Here is a 20,780-nt window from a genome sequence, read left to right on the forward strand (position 1 = left end):
AGGAGAGCTTTTCATAAGCATACAAAGGCAATTTGTCTGAGGGGAAGTTGAGCAAGGTGCAATTATTTAATTTTTGTGTATATCATGATTATGTAAAACAACTGGAGGAAACAGGAAAAACATTACCGGAATACGTAAATCATCTGGGATTAGATGGGATTGAGCATCTGATTTACGGCAAAGAAACACCGGAACCTGCGTTCAAAGAATCTTCCGTTGGGACCCATCTGGCATACTGGCCTTACTGGCTGGGCTTCTGGAAAAACAACAAACTCCGGCTGAAGCGGGAATTTAAATCGGCAAAAGACCGCAATGCCTGTTATTTCGGCGCCCTTAATAAAGAAGAATGGCTGTCTGTGATCCAACAGAATCTGATTTCGGCGGAAGCTGTAAAACCGGAATATATGGTATGGCATGTTTCTGAAGCGGATGTGCAGGAAACCTATACCTTCGATTTCCAGTATTCAGATATGGAAGTGTTAGAAGCCGCCGCGGAAGTTTTCAATGCTGTTTCCATGGCGATCCCTTCCCATATCACTGTCCTGTTTGAGAACCTCTGGTGGCCTGGGCTTCGACTGACGGAACCGGAAAACGTGAAATTCTTTTTTGAACGAATCCAACGCAAAAATGTAGGCATTATGCTGGACACCGGGCATCTGATGAATACCAACCCCGAACTCCGGAACGAAGAAGAAGCTGCGGATTACGTCTGCCGTACAGTGGATAATCTGGGCGAAATGGCAGGTCTGATCAGGGGGGTTCACTTAAGCTGTTCTTTGTCCGGGCAGTACCAGAAGAGTTTTGATCGGAAGTATAATCACCACACGACGTTTGCGGAAATGTATAAACATATTGTAAGTATTGATCAGCATCAGCCCTTCCGTACAAAAGCGGCGCGCAGGATACTGAATTTTATCCAGCCGGAATACATCACGCATGAAATGATTTACAGTACACTGCCGGAACTGGAAGAGAAGCTGAAGATACAGCTTTCCAACTGCTGATGTGTGAAGAATAAAAAGAATAGTTTCAGTAATTACATATTTGTAAGTCTGATTAATCAGCGTCTCCTTAAAATGAAGACAGCGGATACTGATACATTAGGAGGAATTTCATGAAACGCAGAGGAGTATATCCGTTTACAGCTATCGTTGGTCAGGAGGACATGAAGCTGTCCCTGATTTTGAATGTGATCAATCCCGCCCTGGGCGGCGTTCTGATCAAGGGGGAAAAAGGCACTGCCAAATCTACGGCAGTGCGAGCCCTGGCGGAATTGTTACCGGCGATGGAGGCGGTGAAAGGCTGCCGTTTCCACTGCGATCCTGCGCAGGAAAACTTTTTGTGTGATGACTGTACGAAAAAATACAATAACGGTGAACTGGCAGAAACCGAAACGCTGAAGATGCGCGTGGTGGAACTGCCGGTGAGCGCCACCGAGGACCGGGTCGTCGGTACGCTGGATGTGGAGTACGCAATCAAACATGGGGAAAAGAAGTTTGAACCGGGTCTTCTGGCGCAGGCCAACAGGAACATTTTATATGTAGATGAAATTAATCTGCTGGACGATCATGTGGTGGATGTGCTGCTTGACGCGGCAGCCATGGGCGTGAACACGGTAGAACGGGAAGGCGTTTCTTATTCCCACCCGGCCCGGTTTGTGCTGGTAGGAACTATGAACCCGGAAGAAGGGGACATCCGGCCCCAGCTGCTGGACCGCTTCGCGCTGTCTGTAACGGTTACCGGAGAACATGACAGGGAAAACCGGAAAGAAGTCATCAAACGCCGTCTGGCCTATGAAGCAGATCCGGACGGATTTATCGCTTCGTATCAGAAAGAACAGGAAGAGTTAGCAGAAAAAATCGTGGCGGCGGGGAAACTGTTGCCGGAGGTCAGTGTGCCTGACGTGATGCTGGATAAAGCGGCTGACCTGGCAATTAACCTGGGCGTGGACGGGCACCGGTCTGATATTACGATGATCAAGACGGCGATGACCGTGGCGGCCTTCCGTGGCAGCGGGACGGTAGAAACAGAAGACTTAAAGACTGCCGCGCGGCTGGCGCTGCCTCACCGCATGCGGCGCCGTCCTTTTGAAGACGGAACGCTGGACATGGAAAAAGTGCTGGCAATGTTGGAAGGATAATTATGTCTGGATATGTTACGTGTTTCCCATTTGCGGCCGTGACCGGCCAGGAACAGGCAAAAAAAGCCCTGCTGATTGCCCTGGTCAATCCCAGGGCCGGCGGACTTCTGGTCAGCGGTGTAACCGGTACCGCCAAATCAGTACTGGTGCGCGGCGCGGCAGAACTGTCCGGGGACAGGAAGCTGTTGAACCTGCCGCTGAACATAACAGAAGACATGCTGTTCGGCAGTATTGATATGGAATATGCGGTCACGCAGGGAGAACGGCGCTTTGAACCCGGACTGCTGGGACGGGCCGATGGGAATATAATCTATATTGATGAGGTAAACCTGCTCCGGCCGGAACTTTTGACAGCCGTGCTTGATATCAACATAGCCGGGGAAAACAAAGTGGAACGGGATGGCATATCCTTTTCCCACGCGGCCTCTTATACTGTGATCGGAACCATGGATCCCCGCGAGGGCGTGCTGCCCAACCATCTGCTGGACCGGTTTGGTCTTTTTGTGGAAACGGAAAACCTGAAAGAGAAAGAGCAGCGAAAAGAAATCATGCAGCGCCTTTTGGATTATGCAAAAGATGCTGCAGCATTCCGCAAAAAATTTAGCGGAGAAACAGAACAGTTACAGACACAGGTTGCAAAAGCGCGGGAGATTCTGCCTGAAGTAGAAATCAGCGAAGCCATGATGGAACTGGCGGTGCAGTATTGCTCTCAGGCCTTTTGTGCCGGGCACCGGGCTGATTTATACTTGCTGGAAACAGCGAAAGCCATTGCAGCATTGGCAGGAAGAACATACATTTTGCCAAAAGATATGGAAGAAGCTGCCGTTTATGTGCTTCCGCACCGGATGCGTAAACCGCCTGAACCCCAGCCGGAAGAACAACCGCCTCAGGAAGAACCGGAGGATACAGAAGAGGAACCCGGCAATCCGGAAGAGGATGATAAAGATTCGGATGAAGATCAGGAAGACATGATACCTCCTCCTCCAGAACCGGACAACGATATAAATAATAAGGAAGAAAACGAACCGGATCCGGAAGAAAAGGACCAGAATCCTCCCGATCAGACCCCCCGGAATGATTCGGATCCGGAAGACAGGGTTGACGGAATCGACATGCATTTTCCCATTCCCAAAATGATTCTGGATATGGGGAAAGACCAGATCAAACGTAAGGGCAGTGGGAAACGAAGTCTTACGAAAACCGATTTAAAGCAGGGCCGCTATGTGCGGGCAGAGATTCCCAAAAACAAAGTGGACGACCTGGCGTTTGACGCGACCATCCGGGCCGCGGCACCTTACCAGCGTCACCGTACGAAAAATGCCTGTGCCATTAACATCCAGCCGGGTGATTTACGGCAACGGGTCAGGGAAAAACGTATCGGTACGACCTTTTTGTTTGTGGTGGATGCCAGCGGTTCCATGGGCGCTCAGGAACGGATGAAAGCAGTGAAAGGCGCTATTTTTGCCATGCTGCAGGAAGCTTACCAAAAGCGGGACAAGGTAGGCATGATTGCCTTCCGACGCAAAGTGGCGGAAGAGTTGCTTCCCATTACCCGCAGTGTGGATCTCGCGCAGAAGCGGCTGGCCGAACTTCCCACAGGCGGGAAAACACCGCTGGCAGAAGGACTTGCGCAGGCATTTATTACATTGGACATGCAGAAGCGGAAAGAACCGGACACGGAACCGGTACTGGTTCTGGTAACGGACGGACGGGCTAACTCCGTTGTGCAGGAAGGGGAAGACCCAGTAGAGAGTGCCTTGAAGCTGGCGAAGCAGATCCATAAAGCCAAAATTACATCTGTGGTTATTGACACGGAAACGGATTTTATCAAACTGGGTGTTGCCCGGCAGATTGCAGCGGAGATGGGGGCAAACTATTATAAACTGAAACAATTATCACAAGAGGATGTATTGCATATAGTCAGGAATTTGGGATTATAAACAAGTGTCAGAAGGAAAAACGTGATTCGGATTGAAGGAAAAAATTCGAATCACGTTTTTTGTATCTTTTTTTACAAAATTTTTGGATAATTAAGTTACTTCTCGAAATAATACAATTATGATTGACTATATTGTAAGTATATAGTTTATCATATAAAATATAAATATTAATAAAAACGATTCCCAATAAAGTTGGCTTTTGTATAAGGTTTAAGTGCCGGGCGTTATTTTATTGGTTTACGTAATCGGATTCCGGTTTTTTCTTTTTATACACGAATTGTTAATAAAGTACTGCAGGACCATGCAAGACTGGCTGCGGGAAACGTTTTCAATAAAAAAATATTCAAAAAGTGAGAGGTGTTAGTGATGAAGAAGTTATCCAAAGGTATGCTGATGGCAGCATTGATCTGCGGTACAATCAGCATCATTCCGCATGGCGTGTATGCGGAAGAAGTTGCAGAAGAAGAGGCGCTTCAGGGTTTTACCCTGGATCAGGTTGTGGTGACGGCGACAAGGATGGAAAAGAAACTGGTTGATACCGGTGCCAATGTTTCGGTTGTTACTGCTGAGGATTTTGAAAAGAAAAACTATCAGACGGTTACGGAAGCCTTGGAAAATGTTCCGGGTGTTTTAGTTAAAAGAAATGGCGGTGAATGGACTAACAGTTACATTTATTTAAACGGTGATGACCGGGTGCTGGTATTGGTTGATGGCAGACGCCTGAATCAGGAAAAAGGCATGAACAGCGGCCGTGGCGGGCTGGATTTCATGCATTTGCCTGCACCTGAAATAATTGAGCGGATTGAAATCGTAAAAGGCGGCGGTTCTGCTTTATACGGGTCGGATGCAGTTGGCGGCGTTATTAATATTATTACCAAAAGGGCTGACAAGACTACTGGTAAAATCAATATAAATACAGGCTCTTGGGGAACACAGAACTATCGCGGAATGGTAAGTCTTAAACAGGGTAAAACAGGAATAACTATTACCGGAAGCAAACAAAAACAGAATTATACCAAGTATAGAGATGCGGAAACTGGCAGTACCGACAGATGGCCTCATTCATCCAGTGATACGGTAACGGCTGCAGTGAAAATCGAGCATGAGATCGGTAATGACCAAATGGCTACATTATATTTTGATCATAGTAATCGCAAGGCAGACCAGCCAGGTTCCATTCCGAAAAATATAGGATATTATGGACCTAATTTTTATCCTGACGACTATTCCCGCGAAATTAATAATAATGTTTCTGCTAAATATGAATGGGGATTAAAATCTGGTAATCCGGGTTACATCCAATTGTACAGGAATCATTATTCAGGAAACTTTTTCAACAACGGAGCTATGAGCCGGTATTATGAAACAAAAGATGGTTTGGATATTCAGCAAAAACTTAAATTGAGTGATACTAATGATTTAGTTGCAGGTTTTGACTGGAAAACTTCCAAAGTCAATAATCTTTCTGCATATACAAATGAGAAGAAATTGAGGACATATGCATTTTATTTGGAAGACAGCTGGCGTTTTGCAAAGGACTGGACTCTTACAGGGGGACTCAGGTACGACCATCATAACTATTTTGGGCATAAAACATCCGGCACGGTTTCATTAAATAAAAAATTTAATGAAGACTCGCATGCGTATGTTACCTGGGGACAGGTATTTAATGCTCCGCAGGGAAATGACTTGTTCTATGATTCCTGGGGCATGTATGGGAACCCGGACCTGAAACCTGAAAGTGGTTACGTCTGGACGGCTGGTTATGATGGAAAGATTTCTGAGTACACTACTTTTGGCATTAACGCTTTTTATAGTGTATTAGATGATGCGATTAAATGGGCCGCTGTTGATCCTACATATACGTGGAGTTATGACTGGACAGTAAAAAATGTAGCAAAACAAAAGAAACGCGGGTTGGAAATCAACTTCCGGCATAAATTTAATGAAAATATGTCTGCACGCGCAAGCTACACGTATACCCGCGTAACCGAAAACAACAACGACGGAATGGGTTTTGTCCGTGACGCAAATGTAATGCCAAACCGTTTCCTGATAGGGTTTGATTATTCAAAAGGTAAATTTGACAGTTCCTTAGACTGCCGCGCAGGATCAGGCGGAAATTTGAATAATTATTACTCAAGCCACTATTTCACTATGGACTTGTCCATGCAGTATAAACCTGAAAAGAATTATAAGTTCTATTTCAAAGGATATAATCTGACCAATACCTCTTACGCTGAGCGCGGCGGCTTAATTAGCAACGGCAGAGCTTATGCATATCCGATGGGAAGCAGATTCTTCCTGATTGGTGCGGAGTATAGCTTCTAATTGGGATATCAGATGTTTTGTTGTATAGCAATTTCTACGATTCGGAGTTTATTTAATTGAGTCCGAAGAAAGATTTCATCAATGGGCTGAATCGGGATTCCGATTCGGCCCACTTTTATAATTAATGATTAACATGGTAAGACACGGTCACGATGAGGAAAATGATTTTATTCAGAAAAAAGTGCAAACTAACAGTTGGCTTTGTAAGTTATTGCTATATGTCGGTATGATTTTAATGTTAATCATTTTACCTGGATGCAATAATGAAAAAGTTGAATCTTCTGTTCAGAATAATAAAAACACCCCATCTTCCTACACAGTAACAGACGACACCGGTCTCACGCTTCAGTTTACCGAAAAGCCCAAACGTATTGTTTCCTATTCCATCAGTACGGATGAGATCCTGATGGCTCTTGTGGAACCGGAACGTATCGCTGCCTTGTCAAGGCTGGTGGACGATCCGGGCGTTTCCAGCATTGTGAAAGAAGCAAAGAAGGTTCCCAACCGGGTGAAGGGAAACAGCATGGAAGGTGTGCTGGCGTTTAAGCCTGACCTGGTGATCATACCGGACTTTCATCCGCCGGAAATGCTGCAGTCTGCCCGCGAACTGGGATTGAAGGTGTATATCTATAAAACACCGTCAGATATTAAAGGCGTGAAACGATCGATCCGGCAGATAGCAGACCTTACCGGTGAAAAGGAAAAAGGGGAAGCGGTCGTCGCAAAGATGGAAGAGAGGATCAAACGAGTTCAGCAACGATTAGCCGGTATTCCGCAAGCGCAACGCAAGCGCGTTATCCAGCTTCGGTCAGAGGGAGCGTTTTATGCGCCGGATAACAGTTTTGGCGATGTATGCCGTTACGCAGGAGTCAGCGACGCGACATTGGAACTGAAATATCCCAGCGCGATGGAGATTACGCAGGAAAAAGTTGTCGAGCTGGATCCGGATATAATTTTCGTGCCGGACTGGGACTACGATGGAAAACACAATCCCGATGGCGAAAAACAAAAAATATTGAATAACCCTTCATACCGGGGAATGAAAGCCGTGCAGCAGGGAAAGGTTTACACGATTTCAGGCGCACTGGTGCTTACCGTGTCGCAGTACATCGCGGATGCTGTGGAAGAAGTAGCCAAAATGTCATATCCGGACGTGTTTAAAAAATGATGATTATATTCCGGGTTCTTTTGTAATGATATTAGAAAAATACTATAATAATTTAGTTGCATAACCTGTCCGTTTTATTTTTAAATAAGCTTTTTAAAGGATAGATATCGTGAAAGCAAAAAAGTTTTTAGCATTAATTGTTTTTTCTGTTTTTCTTATTTCTTCTTTTCTTGCTGGCTGCGGTTCTTCGTCGCCGCAGAAAAGTAACACGGGTTCCGGACAGAACAAACAGAATACTGCCGTAACAGGCGCTTATACCGTCACAGACATGACCGGTACAAAGGTTTCTTTCTCGGAAAAGCCGAAGAAGATTCTCACCTTTGCTATGTATACCGACCAGATTGTGCTGGGCCTGGTACCCAGCGACCGTCTTGTCGGTATAAACACGCTTCTGGATGATCCGGTTCTGTCTAATATTATTCCCATTGCCAAAAAGGTGAAAAAGAAAATCGGGGACCCCGGGGCGGAAGAGGTCCTGTCCATGAAACCGGATGTTGTGATTGTCTCCGACTGGACCCAGGCGGAAAAGATACAAAGCATGCGCGATCTGGGTCTGAAAGTGGTTTCTGTTAAATCACCAGTGACGATTCCGGACGTAAAAGAAGCAGTAACACAGATTGCCGCTGCCATCGGGGAGCCGGAAAAAGGAAAGCAGCTGATTGCACTGATGGATGCTAAGCTGGCGGAAGTAAAAGAAAAAACAAATAAAATCAAACCGGAAAACCGGAAGAAACTGGTTCTCCTTTCTCTCATGACGGCCTATGGCGGGGAAGGGTGCGCCTACGACGCGGCCTGCCGTGAAGCCAACGTGATCAACGGAATTTCGGAAGCGGGTCTGAAAACCGGCCAGTCCCTGACCAAGGAAATGCTGATCAAAATCAATCCAGATATTATGCTGATGCCCGTATATACCGACAGGGGCAAATACGATACACAGGCATTTATTGACAGTTATGTAAAAGATCCGTCCCTGCGTACTGTAAAAGCAATACAAGATAAGAAGCTGATTTATCCCCGGGAACAATTCATCTATAACTGTTCCCAGGACATCGTGTACTGCGTGCAGGAAATTGCCCGCTGTGCATACGGGGAAGAATTCAACTTCCCGGACAATGCGCGGTTGACCGTAACAGATGAGAAGAACGAATAGGGCGTAGAATTTTACCGGCATAAGGGGAGAATTGTATTATGATAGGGAAATATGCAAAACGGAAACCGGTGATTTGCAACCTGGTAGGGATGTACACGGCAAACGCATTCATTCCGGGTGCCATGGTTGTGCTGCATGCGCCCCGTCCCTGTTCCCATCTCATAGCCAGCGCGTTACCTGGCCTGGAAGAACGGTACCGGAAATCGGAAAGGAAGCTGCCCTTTCATAAGGATAACCTGTATGTTACAGGGCTGACTGACAAAGAAGCGATCTTCGGAGGAGAGAAGAAACTGGAAGACTGCCTGCGTGCCGTTGTCAGAACATGTCATCCTTCCTATATTATGGTTGCCGGCGGCTGTGTGGCAGGCGTCATCGGGGACGATATCGCAGCTGTGTGCCGCCGCGTTGAAGAAGAAACGAAGGTTCCCATTCTCCATACTGACGGGTGCGGTTTTATGAATGATACGGAAAGCGATCCGTACATTCTGACAACGAAACTTCTGATTGATCGGTTCAGTCCGTTGAAGAAAACAGATATAAAAGAAAAGACGGTTGTTATATTGGGGGAGATGCCCATCAACAACAACCGGTTTGTAAATGCCTGCATTCGTGAATTGTTCCGGTATTTTGGTTTTACCGATGTACTGTTTCCCCTGGCGGGGATGGAGATTGAAGAGTACCCGAGACTGAACCGGGCTTCCCTGGTCCTTGCCGGGAGAGGCCAGTCCTATAAGAAGCGGGAGATATGTTCCTATACTAAATATTTTGCCGAGACGCTGGGCATTCCTTACAGCCTGGATCACCTGCCGGAAACGCCCCGGGAGGTCTGCGGTTACCTGAAAAAAATGGGGGAACTGCTGGGAGAACCGGTCCTTGCCGCGCAGGCAGTGGAGCAGGAGAAAAAACGGATGGAGTCCTGCATTGCAGAATGTAAGCCTGTCTTCCAAAATAACAGCTGCCTGCTTGCGTTTGTTTTTTCTTATGACTTTGCCATGCCGGAGCGGAAAATTGCGTTGCTTGAGGAAGCTGGGATACAGGTTGCAGGTTTTATCCTTCTGTCAGAAATGTCGGAGATGGAAAAAGGGAAATATCGAAACGCATTGCAGAGGTATGGGAAGCCGGTCTATTCCGAAGAGGAATTTATTCAACAAAAACCGTCCGGGGATTTTGTCATCACTGTCATTGAAAAACCGTACTTTGCCAGACAGTTCATCACGACGAAGCGGCATATAGGCGCAACCGGGATCTGCGACTTCTGGAAGCAGATAAAACGGTTTTTGGAATCGGGCAGGAGGATGTTTCATGAAGAATAACAGTATGGAACCCTGGCTGCCCTGTCAGGGTTATTGCCAGATGACCGGTGCTGCCGCGGCAGTGCTGAGTTTCAAAAATGCCAGGGTCGTGCTTAACGGACCAAGCTGGTGTTCGCTGATTGCGGAACGGGAACTGATGGCTTATAACCGTAACCTGCAGTACCGTTTATATTGTTCCCATATGGAACAGTCGGATCTTCTGTTTGGCGCAGGTGACCGAATCCAGGAAGTTCTGGAAGGAGTACTGGATAAGGAAAAGGAAACCGATTTGCTGGCAGTATTGAGCAGTTGCTCTGCCGGGCTGATCGGCGACGATGTACAGGGAATCGTCGGCGGTCTGGAACTGCCATATCCTGCTGTAGTAATGGATACGGGCGGCCTGACAGGCCTGTTTGAAGAAGGATATGAGGCGGCCATGGTCGCGATTTTGGAAAAAACAGATTTGCAACAATGTATAGCCGCCAATCCGAAAAGGGTGAACCTGATAGGATATTGCGGATATTATCCCGACAGCAGCGGTGACCTGATTGAACTGAAACGTTTGGTAAAGGAAGCCGGGTTTGAAATAGGAATCTGCCCCGGTGAAAGCGGGCTGGAATTGAAAGAGCTGCAAAACCTTCCTGCCGCTGCTTTGAATATTGTTATAGCCCCGGAATTGGGAATCAGGACTGCAAAATTTCTGCAGGAAAAGACAGGGCAGGAATACGCAGTGCTCCCTCCGCCGTTTGGAATCCGGCAGACGAGGGAATGGCTGGAAAACATTGGGAAATGGTTAGGAATAAAACCTGAACTGAAAACGCTGGCAGAAGAAGCGACAGTAATGCAAGAGAATATACTGGAACAGTTTGATTCGCTGAAACGAATCATGCCGAACCTTTCCTATAAGCAGGCAGTGATAGCCCTGCCGTATACGCAGGCAAAAGCGCTGGCTGATGCCTTGAAAAACGAAATTCTGGAAGTGGAAACGATCACATATAAGATACAGGGAAATTATTGCGGAGAAGAAGAGCTGGTTTCGGGCTGCGTGGATGATACTTGTTATCCGGAATGGCTCCCATCAGACTACCGGCTGCTGTTCGGCACCTCCGCAGACCGGACGCTGGCCGGTAATTATGCGCAAACGATTTATCTGAACATGTACAAAGCAGACAGCCGGATCCGTCGGAAATACAGGACATATATCGGGCTTGAAGGCTGGGGCGAATTGGTTCAGGAGATTATTGAACAGACACTGACCCTGTATTATTTAAAGGAAGAAAACCGACAAGTGTGAACGGATTATGCCATAACGAGTTGTGCCGTTATCCTGTGGCGGCAGAATGGAGAGACCATGATAAAAATTGCATTATGCCATCTGACGTTAAGCCTTGGCCCTATGGAAAAGAATCTGAAAATCCTGGAACGGGCTCTGAAAATGGCAGGAGAGCAGAAGGCTGACTGGGTCATCACACCGGAAACCGCAATACCCGGATACCATTTTTATAAAATAAACCCCGAACAGAAACTGGATATACAGCCGGCGGAATATTTGGATCCGTTGCGCGAGCTGGTCAGGAAGAATCAACAGTACCTGTTCCTGGGGGCCGGCGAGTACGATGAGAAAGACCGGTGCAACTACAACACCTGCTTTGTGTTCGGACCGGACGGCGAACTGGTGGGAAAGCATCGGAAGAATCACTCCCACGGTTACGGCGGGGAAGGCTGGGTGACGAACAGTACGGTTGTGGAACCGGTGCTGGTTGGGAATATTAAAGCAGGAATCATGGTCTGCTCCGATGCCTGGTACATCGAATGTCCCAAACGGCTGGCAGAACAGGGGGCGCAGATACTGGTAGATATTGCCGGCTGGCCCATATCCAAAGAGTGTGGGGACCCGCTGCCTTCCTGGATCCGTTGTTCCAAAGAAACCGGTTTGCCCATGGTTTTATGTAACCAGACAGGAAAAACGGAATGGCTCGACTTTACCGTGGGGCAGAGCGTGTACATTGAAGAGGGGCAGACGAAACTGACGTATACCGGGAACGATGCGCTGCTTCTGTTTGAATGGGATGAGGGAAAGAAAAAAACGGTATCAGATCAGTTTACCGTGACACCGTTTTGAAAGCAGGATATAATATAAAAAATGTATTGAAAAGTCCAGACAAAGAAAGGAACAGGCTTTATGTTTAAAATTGCGTTTTACGGAAAAGGCGGAATCGGTAAATCCACAACAGCGTCTAATGTTTCCGCAGCACTGAGTGAGATGGGTGTAAAAGTATGTCAGATCGGCTGCGATCCCAAGAATGATTCCACGCGGCTGGTGTTGGGCCGGATCTGCAAGGAAACGGTTCTGGATGCGGTCAGAAATTCAGATGACGGCAGTGTTACCCTGGAGGAGATCGTTCATTACGGGTTTAATCATATAAAATGTATCGAAGCCGGCGGACCGGAACCCGGCGTGGGCTGTGCCGGCAGAGGTATTATCGTTGCGCTGGAACGGTTAAATGCGTTGCATGCAAACGAAGATGATGAACTGATTTTGTACGATGTGCTGGGCGACGTGGTTTGCGGCGGTTTTGCGGTACCGATCCGGGAAGGCTACGCGGATGTGATTTATATCGTAACATCCGGGGAAATGATGTCACTGTATGCCGCCAACAATATTGCCAAAGGCATTAAACGTTTTGCGCAGCGAGGCAAGGTACGGCTGGGAGGACTGATCGGCAACAGCCGCAATACGCCCAGGGAAAAGGAACTGCTGGAGGCATTCGCAGCAAAGCTGAATACAAAACTGGTTGCGTTTATTCCCAGGGATCAGATCGTACAGAAAGCGGAAATCCGGAGGCAGACAGTGATTCAGTATGCACCGGATTCCGGACAGGCGCAGATTTATCGCAATCTGGCAAAAACGATTCTAGATAATACGGAATTATCGATTCCCAATACCATGACCTTTGAAGAACTGGAAGCGTTTATGGCGGAGATGGGAATGGAAGAAAATATGTGAAACAGCGTATTAAATGTGAAAGAAGAATTGATATGAAGAGCTTCACGAAAAAGTTTTGCCTGCTATTATGTATTGTGTTGCTAACGTTGTGTTGCGTGGGCGTAACTGCTGGAACCGGGGATTATAATTCAGCTGCAGGTCATTTCCAAAACGGAAATGCAACTAAATCCATACGCATTGCGCTTTGTCATTTGGATGTAGCCCAGGGCCCCCAGACAGAAAATGTAAATAAAATTGAGAAGGCAATTCACATTGCCGGGGCGCATGGGGCGAACTGGATCGTTACACCGGAAACTGCGTTGCAGGGATATTATTTTTATGTAATTGACCCGTCGCAAAAGGATAAAATTGAAGAACAACCATCTGAAAACATCCGGTCCTTAACAGAGGCTTCCAAAAAATACGGTGCGTATCTGTTTTTGGGAGCAGGTGAACAGGATGCAGCAGCGAATTGTTACCGAAATTCCTGCCTCGTGTTCGGCCCTGACGGAAAGCTGACCGGGCGTCATTGTAAAATGACAGCCCACGTGGGGTTTGGTGCCGAAGTATGGTCGACTAATGATAATAAATTGCAACCGATTGTTTGTAGCGGTGTGAAAGCCGGTGTGCTGGTTTGCTCTGACATCTGGTTCTTACAGTATCCCCGGGCTCTTGCGGATAAGGGAGCGCAGATTATAGTGGATCTGGCCGCCTGGCCCCCCACGAAGGAAACGGGAACGCCATTACCGGCCTGGGAGCTGGCTTCCCAACGGACAGGGCTGCCTGTAGTGGTCTGCAACCAGACAGGCACTCCGAAGTGGATGGACATGACGCCGGGGCAGAGCGCGGTGATAGAAAACGGAAAGGCAAAGCTTTTGTACAGTGGGGAAGAAGCGGTGCTGCTGTTTGACTGGGATGCGGAGTCAGGAAAGGTAGTGTCTGAAAGGTTTGAAAAATATCCTGTGGCACAACATGAAAGCAGGTGAACGCAGGCAACTGCCTTTTCGCGCAAAACTCCATGACCGCACTCTCAGACAGATTGAATTTACAGCCTTTCAGTTACGTCTTTCTGATGCATAACCACTTATCTATCCTATATTAATGAGTGCGTAGGGTCAAACGCAAGTAACCATGCGTGATTACGAAAAAAATCCGGGTGTTTTTACACCCGGGTGCCTGCAGGTATCGTCAAAATTTAATCTAAACTGTATATGATGAATCAACATCTTCTTAAACAATTAACGTCCCGTACGAATAGAGTTATTCATATGAGACGTTAAGTTCTATCTTAGTAAGTTTTCGTTTTTCGTTTTCAAAACAGTTGAAAGTCTGCCACGGTGTTATGAAAGCTAACGGTTTATAGGAGAGACCGATTTTGTCCATAAACTCCCTCACCAGAGCTATATACTGCAACGAATTCTGACGGAAAGTGCCTTCGATGATCAAGGTAAGATATAACGCCGGAGGATATTCCAAGGGATTTGTAAATAGTTTTGTTTCATTGGTAAGCAGAACGATTCTGTATTGATGGGGCCGGCTCAGATCATCCAGATTTTTAAAAATGGGCATAAAAGAAAGCTGCAGATGATGTGTCAACAGGTTTGCAGCAAAATTGCTGATCAGTGGTGTGCTTGCCAGCAGGGCATCTTTGGAAGAGGTGTTTTCATGAATGATGGCGCTGCGCTGGCAATATATCCGGTGACGGGGAATCAGCATAATGCTATTAATAGGAAAACTGTTCGATTTCTGAATAGAGGAAATTTTAGACTGAAGACATTCGATTTTTTGCGATAGTGATTGCACAGTCTCATTATACTCAAAGATTTTGTCTTTCAGCATTTCTGTCAATTTTTCATTGGAAGGGCTTTTGTTATACTCGGCCAGCAGATGCCCTTGAATATTCAGTTTTCGCAAGGCAAGCAGGATACTGAATAAAACAATTTGATCTGCCGAATAATATCGATAACCGTTTTCCTTTTTATAGGCAGGCGCGAAAATTCCCTGATTGTCATAATAAATCAGGGTTTGTTTATCAATATTAAACATTTTGGCAAATTCTACAGGCGTATAATACTGTTCCCGTATTCCCATGGCCGTACTCCGAATTTTAATAGAAATAATTTTTAATTAATTTTGACGGCTTAATAGTTTATATTAATTATAAACTTTTTTTCCTGCAAAGACAATAGAAGATTGTTTTCTTTAAATTTATAGGAAATAAATCTGTTTTTCCCCTGAAAAACAAAGATACGGTAAATAAATATCAAAAAAATACGCTTGACTTTATAGCGGCTATATTGATTAGAGTTATACCAAAGGAAGCAGGGAGTTTGTATATGTATCAGTTAAATGCGGTAAATTTGGATGATTTGTGGCAAAAAGACCAGGGATGGGATGCAGAACGTAAATCGGGTCGTAAATTTGACGACAAGGTGGAATTGGATTTTTGGGAAAAACTGGCGCCCACATATTCCAAACAATATAATCTGTACAGGGACTCTTTAATCTTGCAGGACAAGTTGAAAGGAGTCTTTGGCGAAGGCCGGAAGATTATTGATGTAGGTTGCGGATCAGGTAATTTTTCCATACCTCTTTCTAAGTATTCAAAAGAAATCCTTGCTTTGGATTTTTCACCGGCCATGCTGGAGCAACTAGCAATAAGCATGAAGCAGGAGAAACGTGAAAACATCCGTATGATTTGCTCTAAATGGGAAGATTTTGCGGAAGATTATCCGGCGGACTTTGTCCTTGCGGTCAATTCTTTGTACAGGGTCTGCTATATGAGGCAGGTTCTTTCAAAAATTTCTGCTTATGGAAGAAAGGGTTTTGTTATTGTCAGGACCTTATTGCGACCGCAGATGTATGAGTTGTACAGGGATCTGGGACTTTCCTACCGGTTTAACAACGATTATATCCTTGTGCCGATGATGCTTTGGGATATGGGTATTAATGCAAATGTAGAATATATAACCTATACCAGAAGGAAAAGGTATAATGATTTTTCCGAAGTGGAAGCAGAGATGAAGAATGATCTGGGAGAACTATCTTTTTTGAATTTTAATGATCAGCTTTCGGAAAAATTCATGCAGAATGTAATAGAAGAAAAAAATGGCTTTGCTTATGATTCGAAACGGGTAGTACAAATTATTTCGTATATAAAAGAACGCTGAAGAACTGACAGTTTTTTAAATCTAATATTTTTTTACGGTGCAGTAATGCTTAAAATGCCAACAGGTGAAAAGCCTGTGCTGTCCCGCAGCTGTAAACATTATTCTGGCGGATTGGAATCGAAACCCATCTGAAACGATTGAATGTTAAGCCAGCAGGTATGCCGTATTGACCGGAATATAAACATTTTGCGAGTGACGAAATGGCGGGAGACAGAGAGAATCTACGCCTTTTTGTTGCTTACAAAAGGGCGTTTTTGTTTACCGGGAATAAGGTTGTTCCGCTGAGTAGGGCAGGATCATGCAAGACTGGCTGCAGGAAAGGTGTGCAATAATATTAATAGGAGGAAGACACTATGAAAAAACGTTCTAAAGGCATGTTGATGGCCGCTCTGATTTGCGGAATCATTATGCCGGTGTTGTATGGCGGAGCGGTTGCTCATGCCGAAAAAACACATTCATTCGATTTGCCGACGATTATTGTTGAAGCGGAAGGAAATGTTGTGGAACTTCCCGGCGGTATAGTGAATGAAACAGCAAAGATGGGTGTTTTCGGAAATAAAAGCCTGATGGAAATACCCTATTCGGAAATGAGCATGACGCAAAAAGCGGTGGAGACTTTCGTGAACCCGGCAGGACCGTTGCAGAGTGTACTGATCAACAATCCGTCTATCCGGACCAGTTCTACGTCTCCCATGTATTCCGATTTTTCCATGCGCGGGATTAACATGAACGGCAACCATATGATGCTGAATGGGATTCCCAGCCTGTTCTACCAGTTCGCTGAACCCCGTTCCCATTTTATTGAACGTATTGATATCACCTCCGGCCCTAACGCAGGCGTTAACGGTGTAAGCATGTCTAACAACGGCACCAACAGCGGTGCCACACCGGCTCCCGGTACGATTAACGTTGTGACCAAGCGTGCCAAAGATACTCCCATTACCCGTTATACCCAGACATTTACCGGTCGCGGAAACTTTGGTGAATATATTGATGTAGGCCGCCGCTTTGGCAAAAACAAAGAATGGGGCGTCCGTATCAATGGCGAATATTTGGATGGCGAACTTTCATCCAGAAAAGCAAAGGATAAAGAAAGAAATATTTTTGTAAATCTTGATCACCGCAGTGAAAAGAGCAACACCAATATTTTCCTGGGTCATTGGGATAAAAGAGTATATCACGGACAGCGCTGGTTCACATATAATGGAAAGAGTGATCTTCTGCCTGAATCGCCGAATTCCAAAAACAATTATGATTTTGACGGAACTGTAAAATATATGCGTGGATGGATGTTTACGATTAATCATGATCAGAAGATCGGGAAAAATCTGGATTGGTTTGTGAATGCGGGTCATCATTATCGTACGGGCTACAAATATAATTCATCGTCAGCGTTAAAATTTAACGAGTTTGGAAAATTTGACAGCTCCAATGTATCCAACGCACAGGCTGAAGAAGGAAACAACACCTACATTCAGACAGGAATAAGAGGAAAATTTAAGACGGGCATTATAGATCACAATGTGTCTCTGTCCTTTGACCGTTCCTATGCGAAATACTGGAATAATACCCATAACAGCGCCAAAGGAACAATAGGCGGCGATTTATATAACGGCGTAGCTTACCTGGCTGGTTTTGAAATTCCGGAGCTTCGTACACCTACATTGCAGTGGGACGAGGTCAATACAGGTATTACCATCGGCGATTCCATGAAAATCGGCAAGAAGTGGAATGTTTCTATAGCTGCTTCCAGAAAGCATGAAAACTTCAAAAACGAAGTAAACGGACAGAAGATTAAAAACAATAATATTCTTCCGACTTACGGCGTAACTTATCAGCCCACGGAAAACATAGCCATTTATGCTGGTCACACGGAAGCATTCTCAAGAGGTGCTGTAGTTTCGGGTACAAAATATGTAAATAACGGTGATACTCTTGATCCTTCTACCAGTAAACAGAATGAAATCGGCGTTAAGATAAAGAGCGGAAAGACACTGACGACTTTCAGTATTTTTGATATTGACCAACAAAGTATTATTGATACTGATTTGGGCGGTGGTATGTATCGCAGAGCTATTGATGGACGTGAACGGTTCCGCGGCGCTGAATTAACCTTTAACGGAAAACCGCATGACAAGTGGACATATACCGGCGGCATAATGTATTTAGATAATGAACGGCGTAAAACAGCCGGCGGCACCAATGACGGGAAATTTGTCAACGGCGTCGCCAAATGGAGCGGGGTGTTAGGTCTGATTTATGAGCCGGACGATAAATGGGGCATCATGGGCCGTGTAGTTACCTGCGGCAAGTCATTTATTGATAACACGTCTTCCCCCACGGGCAAAACAAGAATTCCTGCTTACGCGACCCTGGATTTGGGTGTAAACTACAAGGCGAAGATGGGCAAGATTCCTGTAACAGTATCCGCAACATGTTTCAATGTTTTGAATAAGGATTACTGGATGGGCAGAGGCAGTTCTACGACCTTTGGTCTTTCCATGCCCAGAACCTTCCTGGTATCCGCAACCTTTGATCTGTGATAAAATGTAGGTAATATCATACACCCCCCAGAGAGTATTCCGGGGGGTGTAATCGCATTTTTGATTGTTACGAAACATAAGAGGCTGAAATAGTCCTTTCGTAAGAATATTTATAATCTGTAAAACGGTATGAATGCCATGCAGAAGAAGAGATTTTTTATAACAATAGTTTTATTGGCAGTATGTTTGTTTGCTGTAATCATTTCTTTGTCGGGCTGCAAGAAGCAGCAGGCTGTCACGGAAGATGCGGAAATCATTCTGGCTGCCGGCAGGGATCTGGCCCCCGGTTATAAAGATCCTTATTTTTCTACGGTAATCCTGAAAACATGGGAACCGCTGATAGCAATTTCTGATGACGGCGATATTGAACCAAAGCTTTCCCTGGCCTGGGAGTCCAATGAAAGCAGGACGGAATGGCTGTTTCGTTTACGTCAAGGGGTAACGTTTCAGGACGGGGTTCCCTTTAACGCAAAGGCAGCTGTGGAGAATTTTAAAAGATATTCCCATATGGGATATCGCCCTTCGTCTTTTTACGGCTTTGCAATTGAGCGGGTCTATCCGGGCCTGCTGAAAGCAGAAGCTGTGGATGAGTATGTATTAAAACTGACATTTGAAAAGCCGGTGCCTATGCTGATCTACCGGATGGCCGGGTGGGGCAGCGCGATGTTCAGCCCGCAGTGTTTTAATACGGATACTGGTGATTTTATTTCAACCGCGATGGGGACAGGGCCTTTTTACATAGCAGACAGAAAAGATAATGAATATACTGTGCTGAAACGCTTTGAGAATTATTACGGAGAAAAAGCTAAAGCAAAAAGTGTGCGGATCAAAGTGATTCCTTCTCCGGAAACCAGGTATTCCGCCATGAAATCCGGTGAGGTGCACGGCGTTATTGATTTGGGAGGGCTGACCCCGATACTGGCGAGAGAGCTTGTTAAGGATGAGCGGTTTGCCTGCAATGCGGCAAAATCAACTATATCCCATTATATTACGCTTAACGGACGCCGTTTTCCCTTCAATGATGAACGGATGCGTATTGCCCTGAATCTTGCCATTGACCGTGAAAAAATAGTAAAGCATTACTTTTGCGGATTCGGTACGCCGACAATGAGTTTTTTGAACAGTACCAACCCCTTCACTAAAGTTTACCCGCCATATACTGATATGGAAAAAGCCAAAAAGCTTGCTTCTAATGTATTGCAGGGACGACGGCAAAAAGTAAAATTCCTGTTGCACCAATATGGCGTTTCGCGTTACCCCTATAAAATTATTTCCGAATTTATACAGGCAGAACTGAGACCGTTGGGATTGGATGTGGAAATCGTGATGGTAGACAACCAGGCTTCCCGCAAGACCATGCAGCGGGGAGAGTTTGATATGTCTATCGGAACAAGGGGACTGCCTAATCTGGACCCGACCTGGCTGTTACATGAGTTTTTTTCCTCTGAAGGAGGCATGAACAAGTCCAGCAGCTTCGGATACTATAATCCTGTGATAGAGAATTGTTTTGCACAATTGGATTACACGTATCCCATACCGGAACGGGCCAAATTATATGATACGATTATCCAGCAATTGCTTATACATCCGGCAGTCGTTCCTCTTTTGGAAGATACAAATCTTGCTGTTTACGATAAAAGGCTGGGCGGATATAAGGCGATTACTTACGGGATTACCTTGGATAAAGTGCATTGGATCAGGAAAGATGAGGCCGGACAATGAAAAATGCAATTCTTTTTTCCCTGCGTAAGCTGTTTTTACTGGTGCCTTTTCTGATTGGTATTACTCTGCTGTCATTCCTGTTGGGAATCATAGCCCCGGGCGATCCGGCAATTGTAGTCCTTACGATGGATGGGATTACGGAGCCGACTGCCGCGGAACTTGCAGCTATGCGGCATGCGATGGGACTGGATCAGCCATATTGGATGCAGTATGGCAAATGGCTGCTTCATGCGGTCTCCGGTGATTTGGGCAATTCGTACGTAACAGGAAAACCGGTGCTTGGCGAGTTACTGCGGCGACTGCCGGTGACGGCAAGTCTGGCTGCCTGGGCCATGGGG

The 20,780-nt window shown here is 45.8% G+C and carries 15 protein-coding genes, 1 pseudogene and 1 riboswitch; of the genes and pseudogenes, 15 read left to right on the forward strand and 1 reads right to left on the reverse strand.

Annotated features, from left to right (window positions below; translation table 11 throughout):
• Positions 1-56 precede the first annotated feature (56 nt).
• From ACZOWY_RS08615 to ACZOWY_RS08665, 11 genes are all read left to right on the forward strand, one after another.
• The gene (locus ACZOWY_RS08615) at positions 57-1,004 is read left to right on the forward strand and encodes a TIM barrel protein (protein ID WP_484395614.1); all 948 of its coding nucleotides are present in this window, start codon (positions 57-59) and stop codon (positions 1,002-1,004) included.
• Positions 1,005-1,114: 110 nt separating this feature from the next.
• Complete coding sequence (locus ACZOWY_RS08620) at positions 1,115-2,140, forward strand: magnesium chelatase ATPase subunit I (protein ID WP_484395619.1); 1,026 nt, start codon at positions 1,115-1,117, stop codon at positions 2,138-2,140.
• Between the two features lie 2 nt (positions 2,141-2,142).
• Positions 2,143-4,080 (forward strand): VWA domain-containing protein, encoded by a 1,938-nt coding sequence (locus ACZOWY_RS08625; protein ID WP_484395624.1) that lies wholly within the window; start codon positions 2,143-2,145, stop codon positions 4,078-4,080.
• A gap of 366 nt (positions 4,081-4,446) precedes the next feature.
• Entirely contained in the window at positions 4,447-6,411 is a 1,965-nt protein-coding gene (locus ACZOWY_RS08630) for a TonB-dependent receptor plug domain-containing protein (RefSeq protein WP_484395629.1), read from the forward strand.
• Between the two features lie 226 nt (positions 6,412-6,637).
• The gene (locus ACZOWY_RS08635) at positions 6,638-7,579 is read left to right on the forward strand and encodes an ABC transporter substrate-binding protein (RefSeq protein WP_484395634.1); all 942 of its coding nucleotides are present in this window, start codon (positions 6,638-6,640) and stop codon (positions 7,577-7,579) included.
• Positions 7,580-7,847: 268 nt separating this feature from the next.
• Positions 7,848-8,729 (forward strand): ABC transporter substrate-binding protein, encoded by an 882-nt coding sequence (locus tag ACZOWY_RS08640; protein WP_484395639.1) that lies wholly within the window; start codon positions 7,848-7,850, stop codon positions 8,727-8,729.
• Positions 8,730-8,767: 38 nt separating this feature from the next.
• Entirely contained in the window at positions 8,768-10,042 is a 1,275-nt protein-coding gene (locus tag ACZOWY_RS08645) for a nitrogenase component 1 (RefSeq protein ID WP_484395643.1), read from the forward strand.
• Positions 10,032-11,315, forward strand: coding sequence for a nitrogenase component 1 (locus ACZOWY_RS08650; protein ID WP_484395647.1), 1,284 nt, complete (start codon positions 10,032-10,034; stop codon positions 11,313-11,315). Before ACZOWY_RS08645 ends, ACZOWY_RS08650 begins: the two co-directional genes overlap by 11 nt.
• Positions 11,316-11,372: 57 nt before the next feature.
• On the forward strand, positions 11,373-12,143 hold the full coding sequence (locus ACZOWY_RS08655) for a carbon-nitrogen hydrolase family protein (RefSeq protein WP_484395651.1): 771 nt from the start codon (positions 11,373-11,375) through the stop codon (positions 12,141-12,143).
• A gap of 60 nt (positions 12,144-12,203) precedes the next feature.
• Positions 12,204-13,028, forward strand: a complete 825-nt coding sequence (locus ACZOWY_RS08660; protein ID WP_484395657.1) for a nucleotide-binding protein — start codon at positions 12,204-12,206, stop codon at positions 13,026-13,028.
• A 95-nt stretch (positions 13,029-13,123) separates the two neighbouring features.
• Positions 13,124-13,993: a carbon-nitrogen hydrolase family protein gene (locus tag ACZOWY_RS08665; protein ID WP_484395662.1), complete on the forward strand. Its 870-nt coding sequence runs from the start codon at positions 13,124-13,126 to the stop codon at positions 13,991-13,993.
• A gap of 274 nt (positions 13,994-14,267) precedes the next feature.
• Here the strand turns inward: ACZOWY_RS08665 and ACZOWY_RS08670 are convergent, their stop codons facing one another.
• Complete coding sequence (locus ACZOWY_RS08670; protein ID WP_484395667.1) at positions 14,268-15,098, reverse strand: MerR family DNA-binding transcriptional regulator; 831 nt, start codon at positions 15,096-15,098, stop codon at positions 14,268-14,270.
• 245 nt (positions 15,099-15,343) lie between these two features.
• Here ACZOWY_RS08670 and ACZOWY_RS08675 point away from each other — a divergent pair, with 245 nt between their 5' ends.
• From ACZOWY_RS08675 to ACZOWY_RS08690, 4 genes and pseudogenes are all read left to right on the forward strand, one after another.
• Positions 15,344-16,177, forward strand: a complete 834-nt coding sequence (locus tag ACZOWY_RS08675; protein ID WP_484395672.1) for a class I SAM-dependent methyltransferase — start codon at positions 15,344-15,346, stop codon at positions 16,175-16,177.
• Positions 16,178-16,195: 18 nt separating this feature from the next.
• Positions 16,196-16,357, forward strand: a riboswitch (cobalamin riboswitch).
• Positions 16,358-16,530: 173 nt separating this feature from the next.
• Positions 16,531-18,720 carry a TonB-dependent receptor gene (locus ACZOWY_RS08680; protein ID WP_484395676.1) on the forward strand — a complete coding sequence of 730 codons (2,190 nt, stop codon included), beginning with the start codon at positions 16,531-16,533 and terminating at the stop codon, positions 18,718-18,720.
• A gap of 186 nt (positions 18,721-18,906) precedes the next feature.
• Complete coding sequence (locus ACZOWY_RS08685; RefSeq protein ID WP_484395680.1) at positions 18,907-20,442, forward strand: ABC transporter substrate-binding protein; 1,536 nt, start codon at positions 18,907-18,909, stop codon at positions 20,440-20,442.
• A pseudogene (locus ACZOWY_RS08690) lies at positions 20,439-20,780 on the forward strand (ABC transporter permease); the annotation flags it as partial. The gene ACZOWY_RS08685 and the pseudogene ACZOWY_RS08690, both read left to right, overlap by 4 nt.

It is taken from the genome of Succiniclasticum sp. (genome assembly GCF_056977735.1).

Excerpts from the sequence above, each read along its gene's own strand:
- ACZOWY_RS08630 (WP_484395629.1), top strand. The coding sequence starts at position 4,447 with ATGAAGAAGTTATCCAAAGGTATGCTGATGGCAGCATTGATCTGCGGT.
- ACZOWY_RS08675 (WP_484395672.1), top strand. The coding sequence starts at position 15,344 with ATGTATCAGTTAAATGCGGTAAATTTGGATGATTTGTGGCAAAAAGAC.
- ACZOWY_RS08640 (WP_484395639.1), top strand. The coding sequence starts at position 7,848 with ATGACCGGTACAAAGGTTTCTTTCTCGGAAAAGCCGAAGAAGATTCTC.
- ACZOWY_RS08620 (WP_484395619.1), top strand. The coding sequence starts at position 1,115 with ATGAAACGCAGAGGAGTATATCCGTTTACAGCTATCGTTGGTCAGGAG.
- ACZOWY_RS08655 (WP_484395651.1), top strand. The coding sequence starts at position 11,373 with ATGATAAAAATTGCATTATGCCATCTGACGTTAAGCCTTGGCCCTATG.
- ACZOWY_RS08645 (WP_484395643.1), top strand. The coding sequence starts at position 8,768 with ATGATAGGGAAATATGCAAAACGGAAACCGGTGATTTGCAACCTGGTA.
- ACZOWY_RS08625 (WP_484395624.1), top strand. The coding sequence starts at position 2,143 with ATGTCTGGATATGTTACGTGTTTCCCATTTGCGGCCGTGACCGGCCAG.
- ACZOWY_RS08660 (WP_484395657.1), top strand. The coding sequence starts at position 12,204 with ATGTTTAAAATTGCGTTTTACGGAAAAGGCGGAATCGGTAAATCCACA.
- ACZOWY_RS08635 (WP_484395634.1), top strand. The coding sequence starts at position 6,638 with ATGATTTTAATGTTAATCATTTTACCTGGATGCAATAATGAAAAAGTT.
- ACZOWY_RS08680 (WP_484395676.1), top strand. The coding sequence starts at position 16,531 with ATGAAAAAACGTTCTAAAGGCATGTTGATGGCCGCTCTGATTTGCGGA.
- ACZOWY_RS08670 (WP_484395667.1), bottom strand. The coding sequence starts at position 15,098 with ATGGGAATACGGGAACAGTATTATACGCCTGTAGAATTTGCCAAAATG.
- ACZOWY_RS08650 (WP_484395647.1), top strand. The coding sequence starts at position 10,032 with ATGAAGAATAACAGTATGGAACCCTGGCTGCCCTGTCAGGGTTATTGC.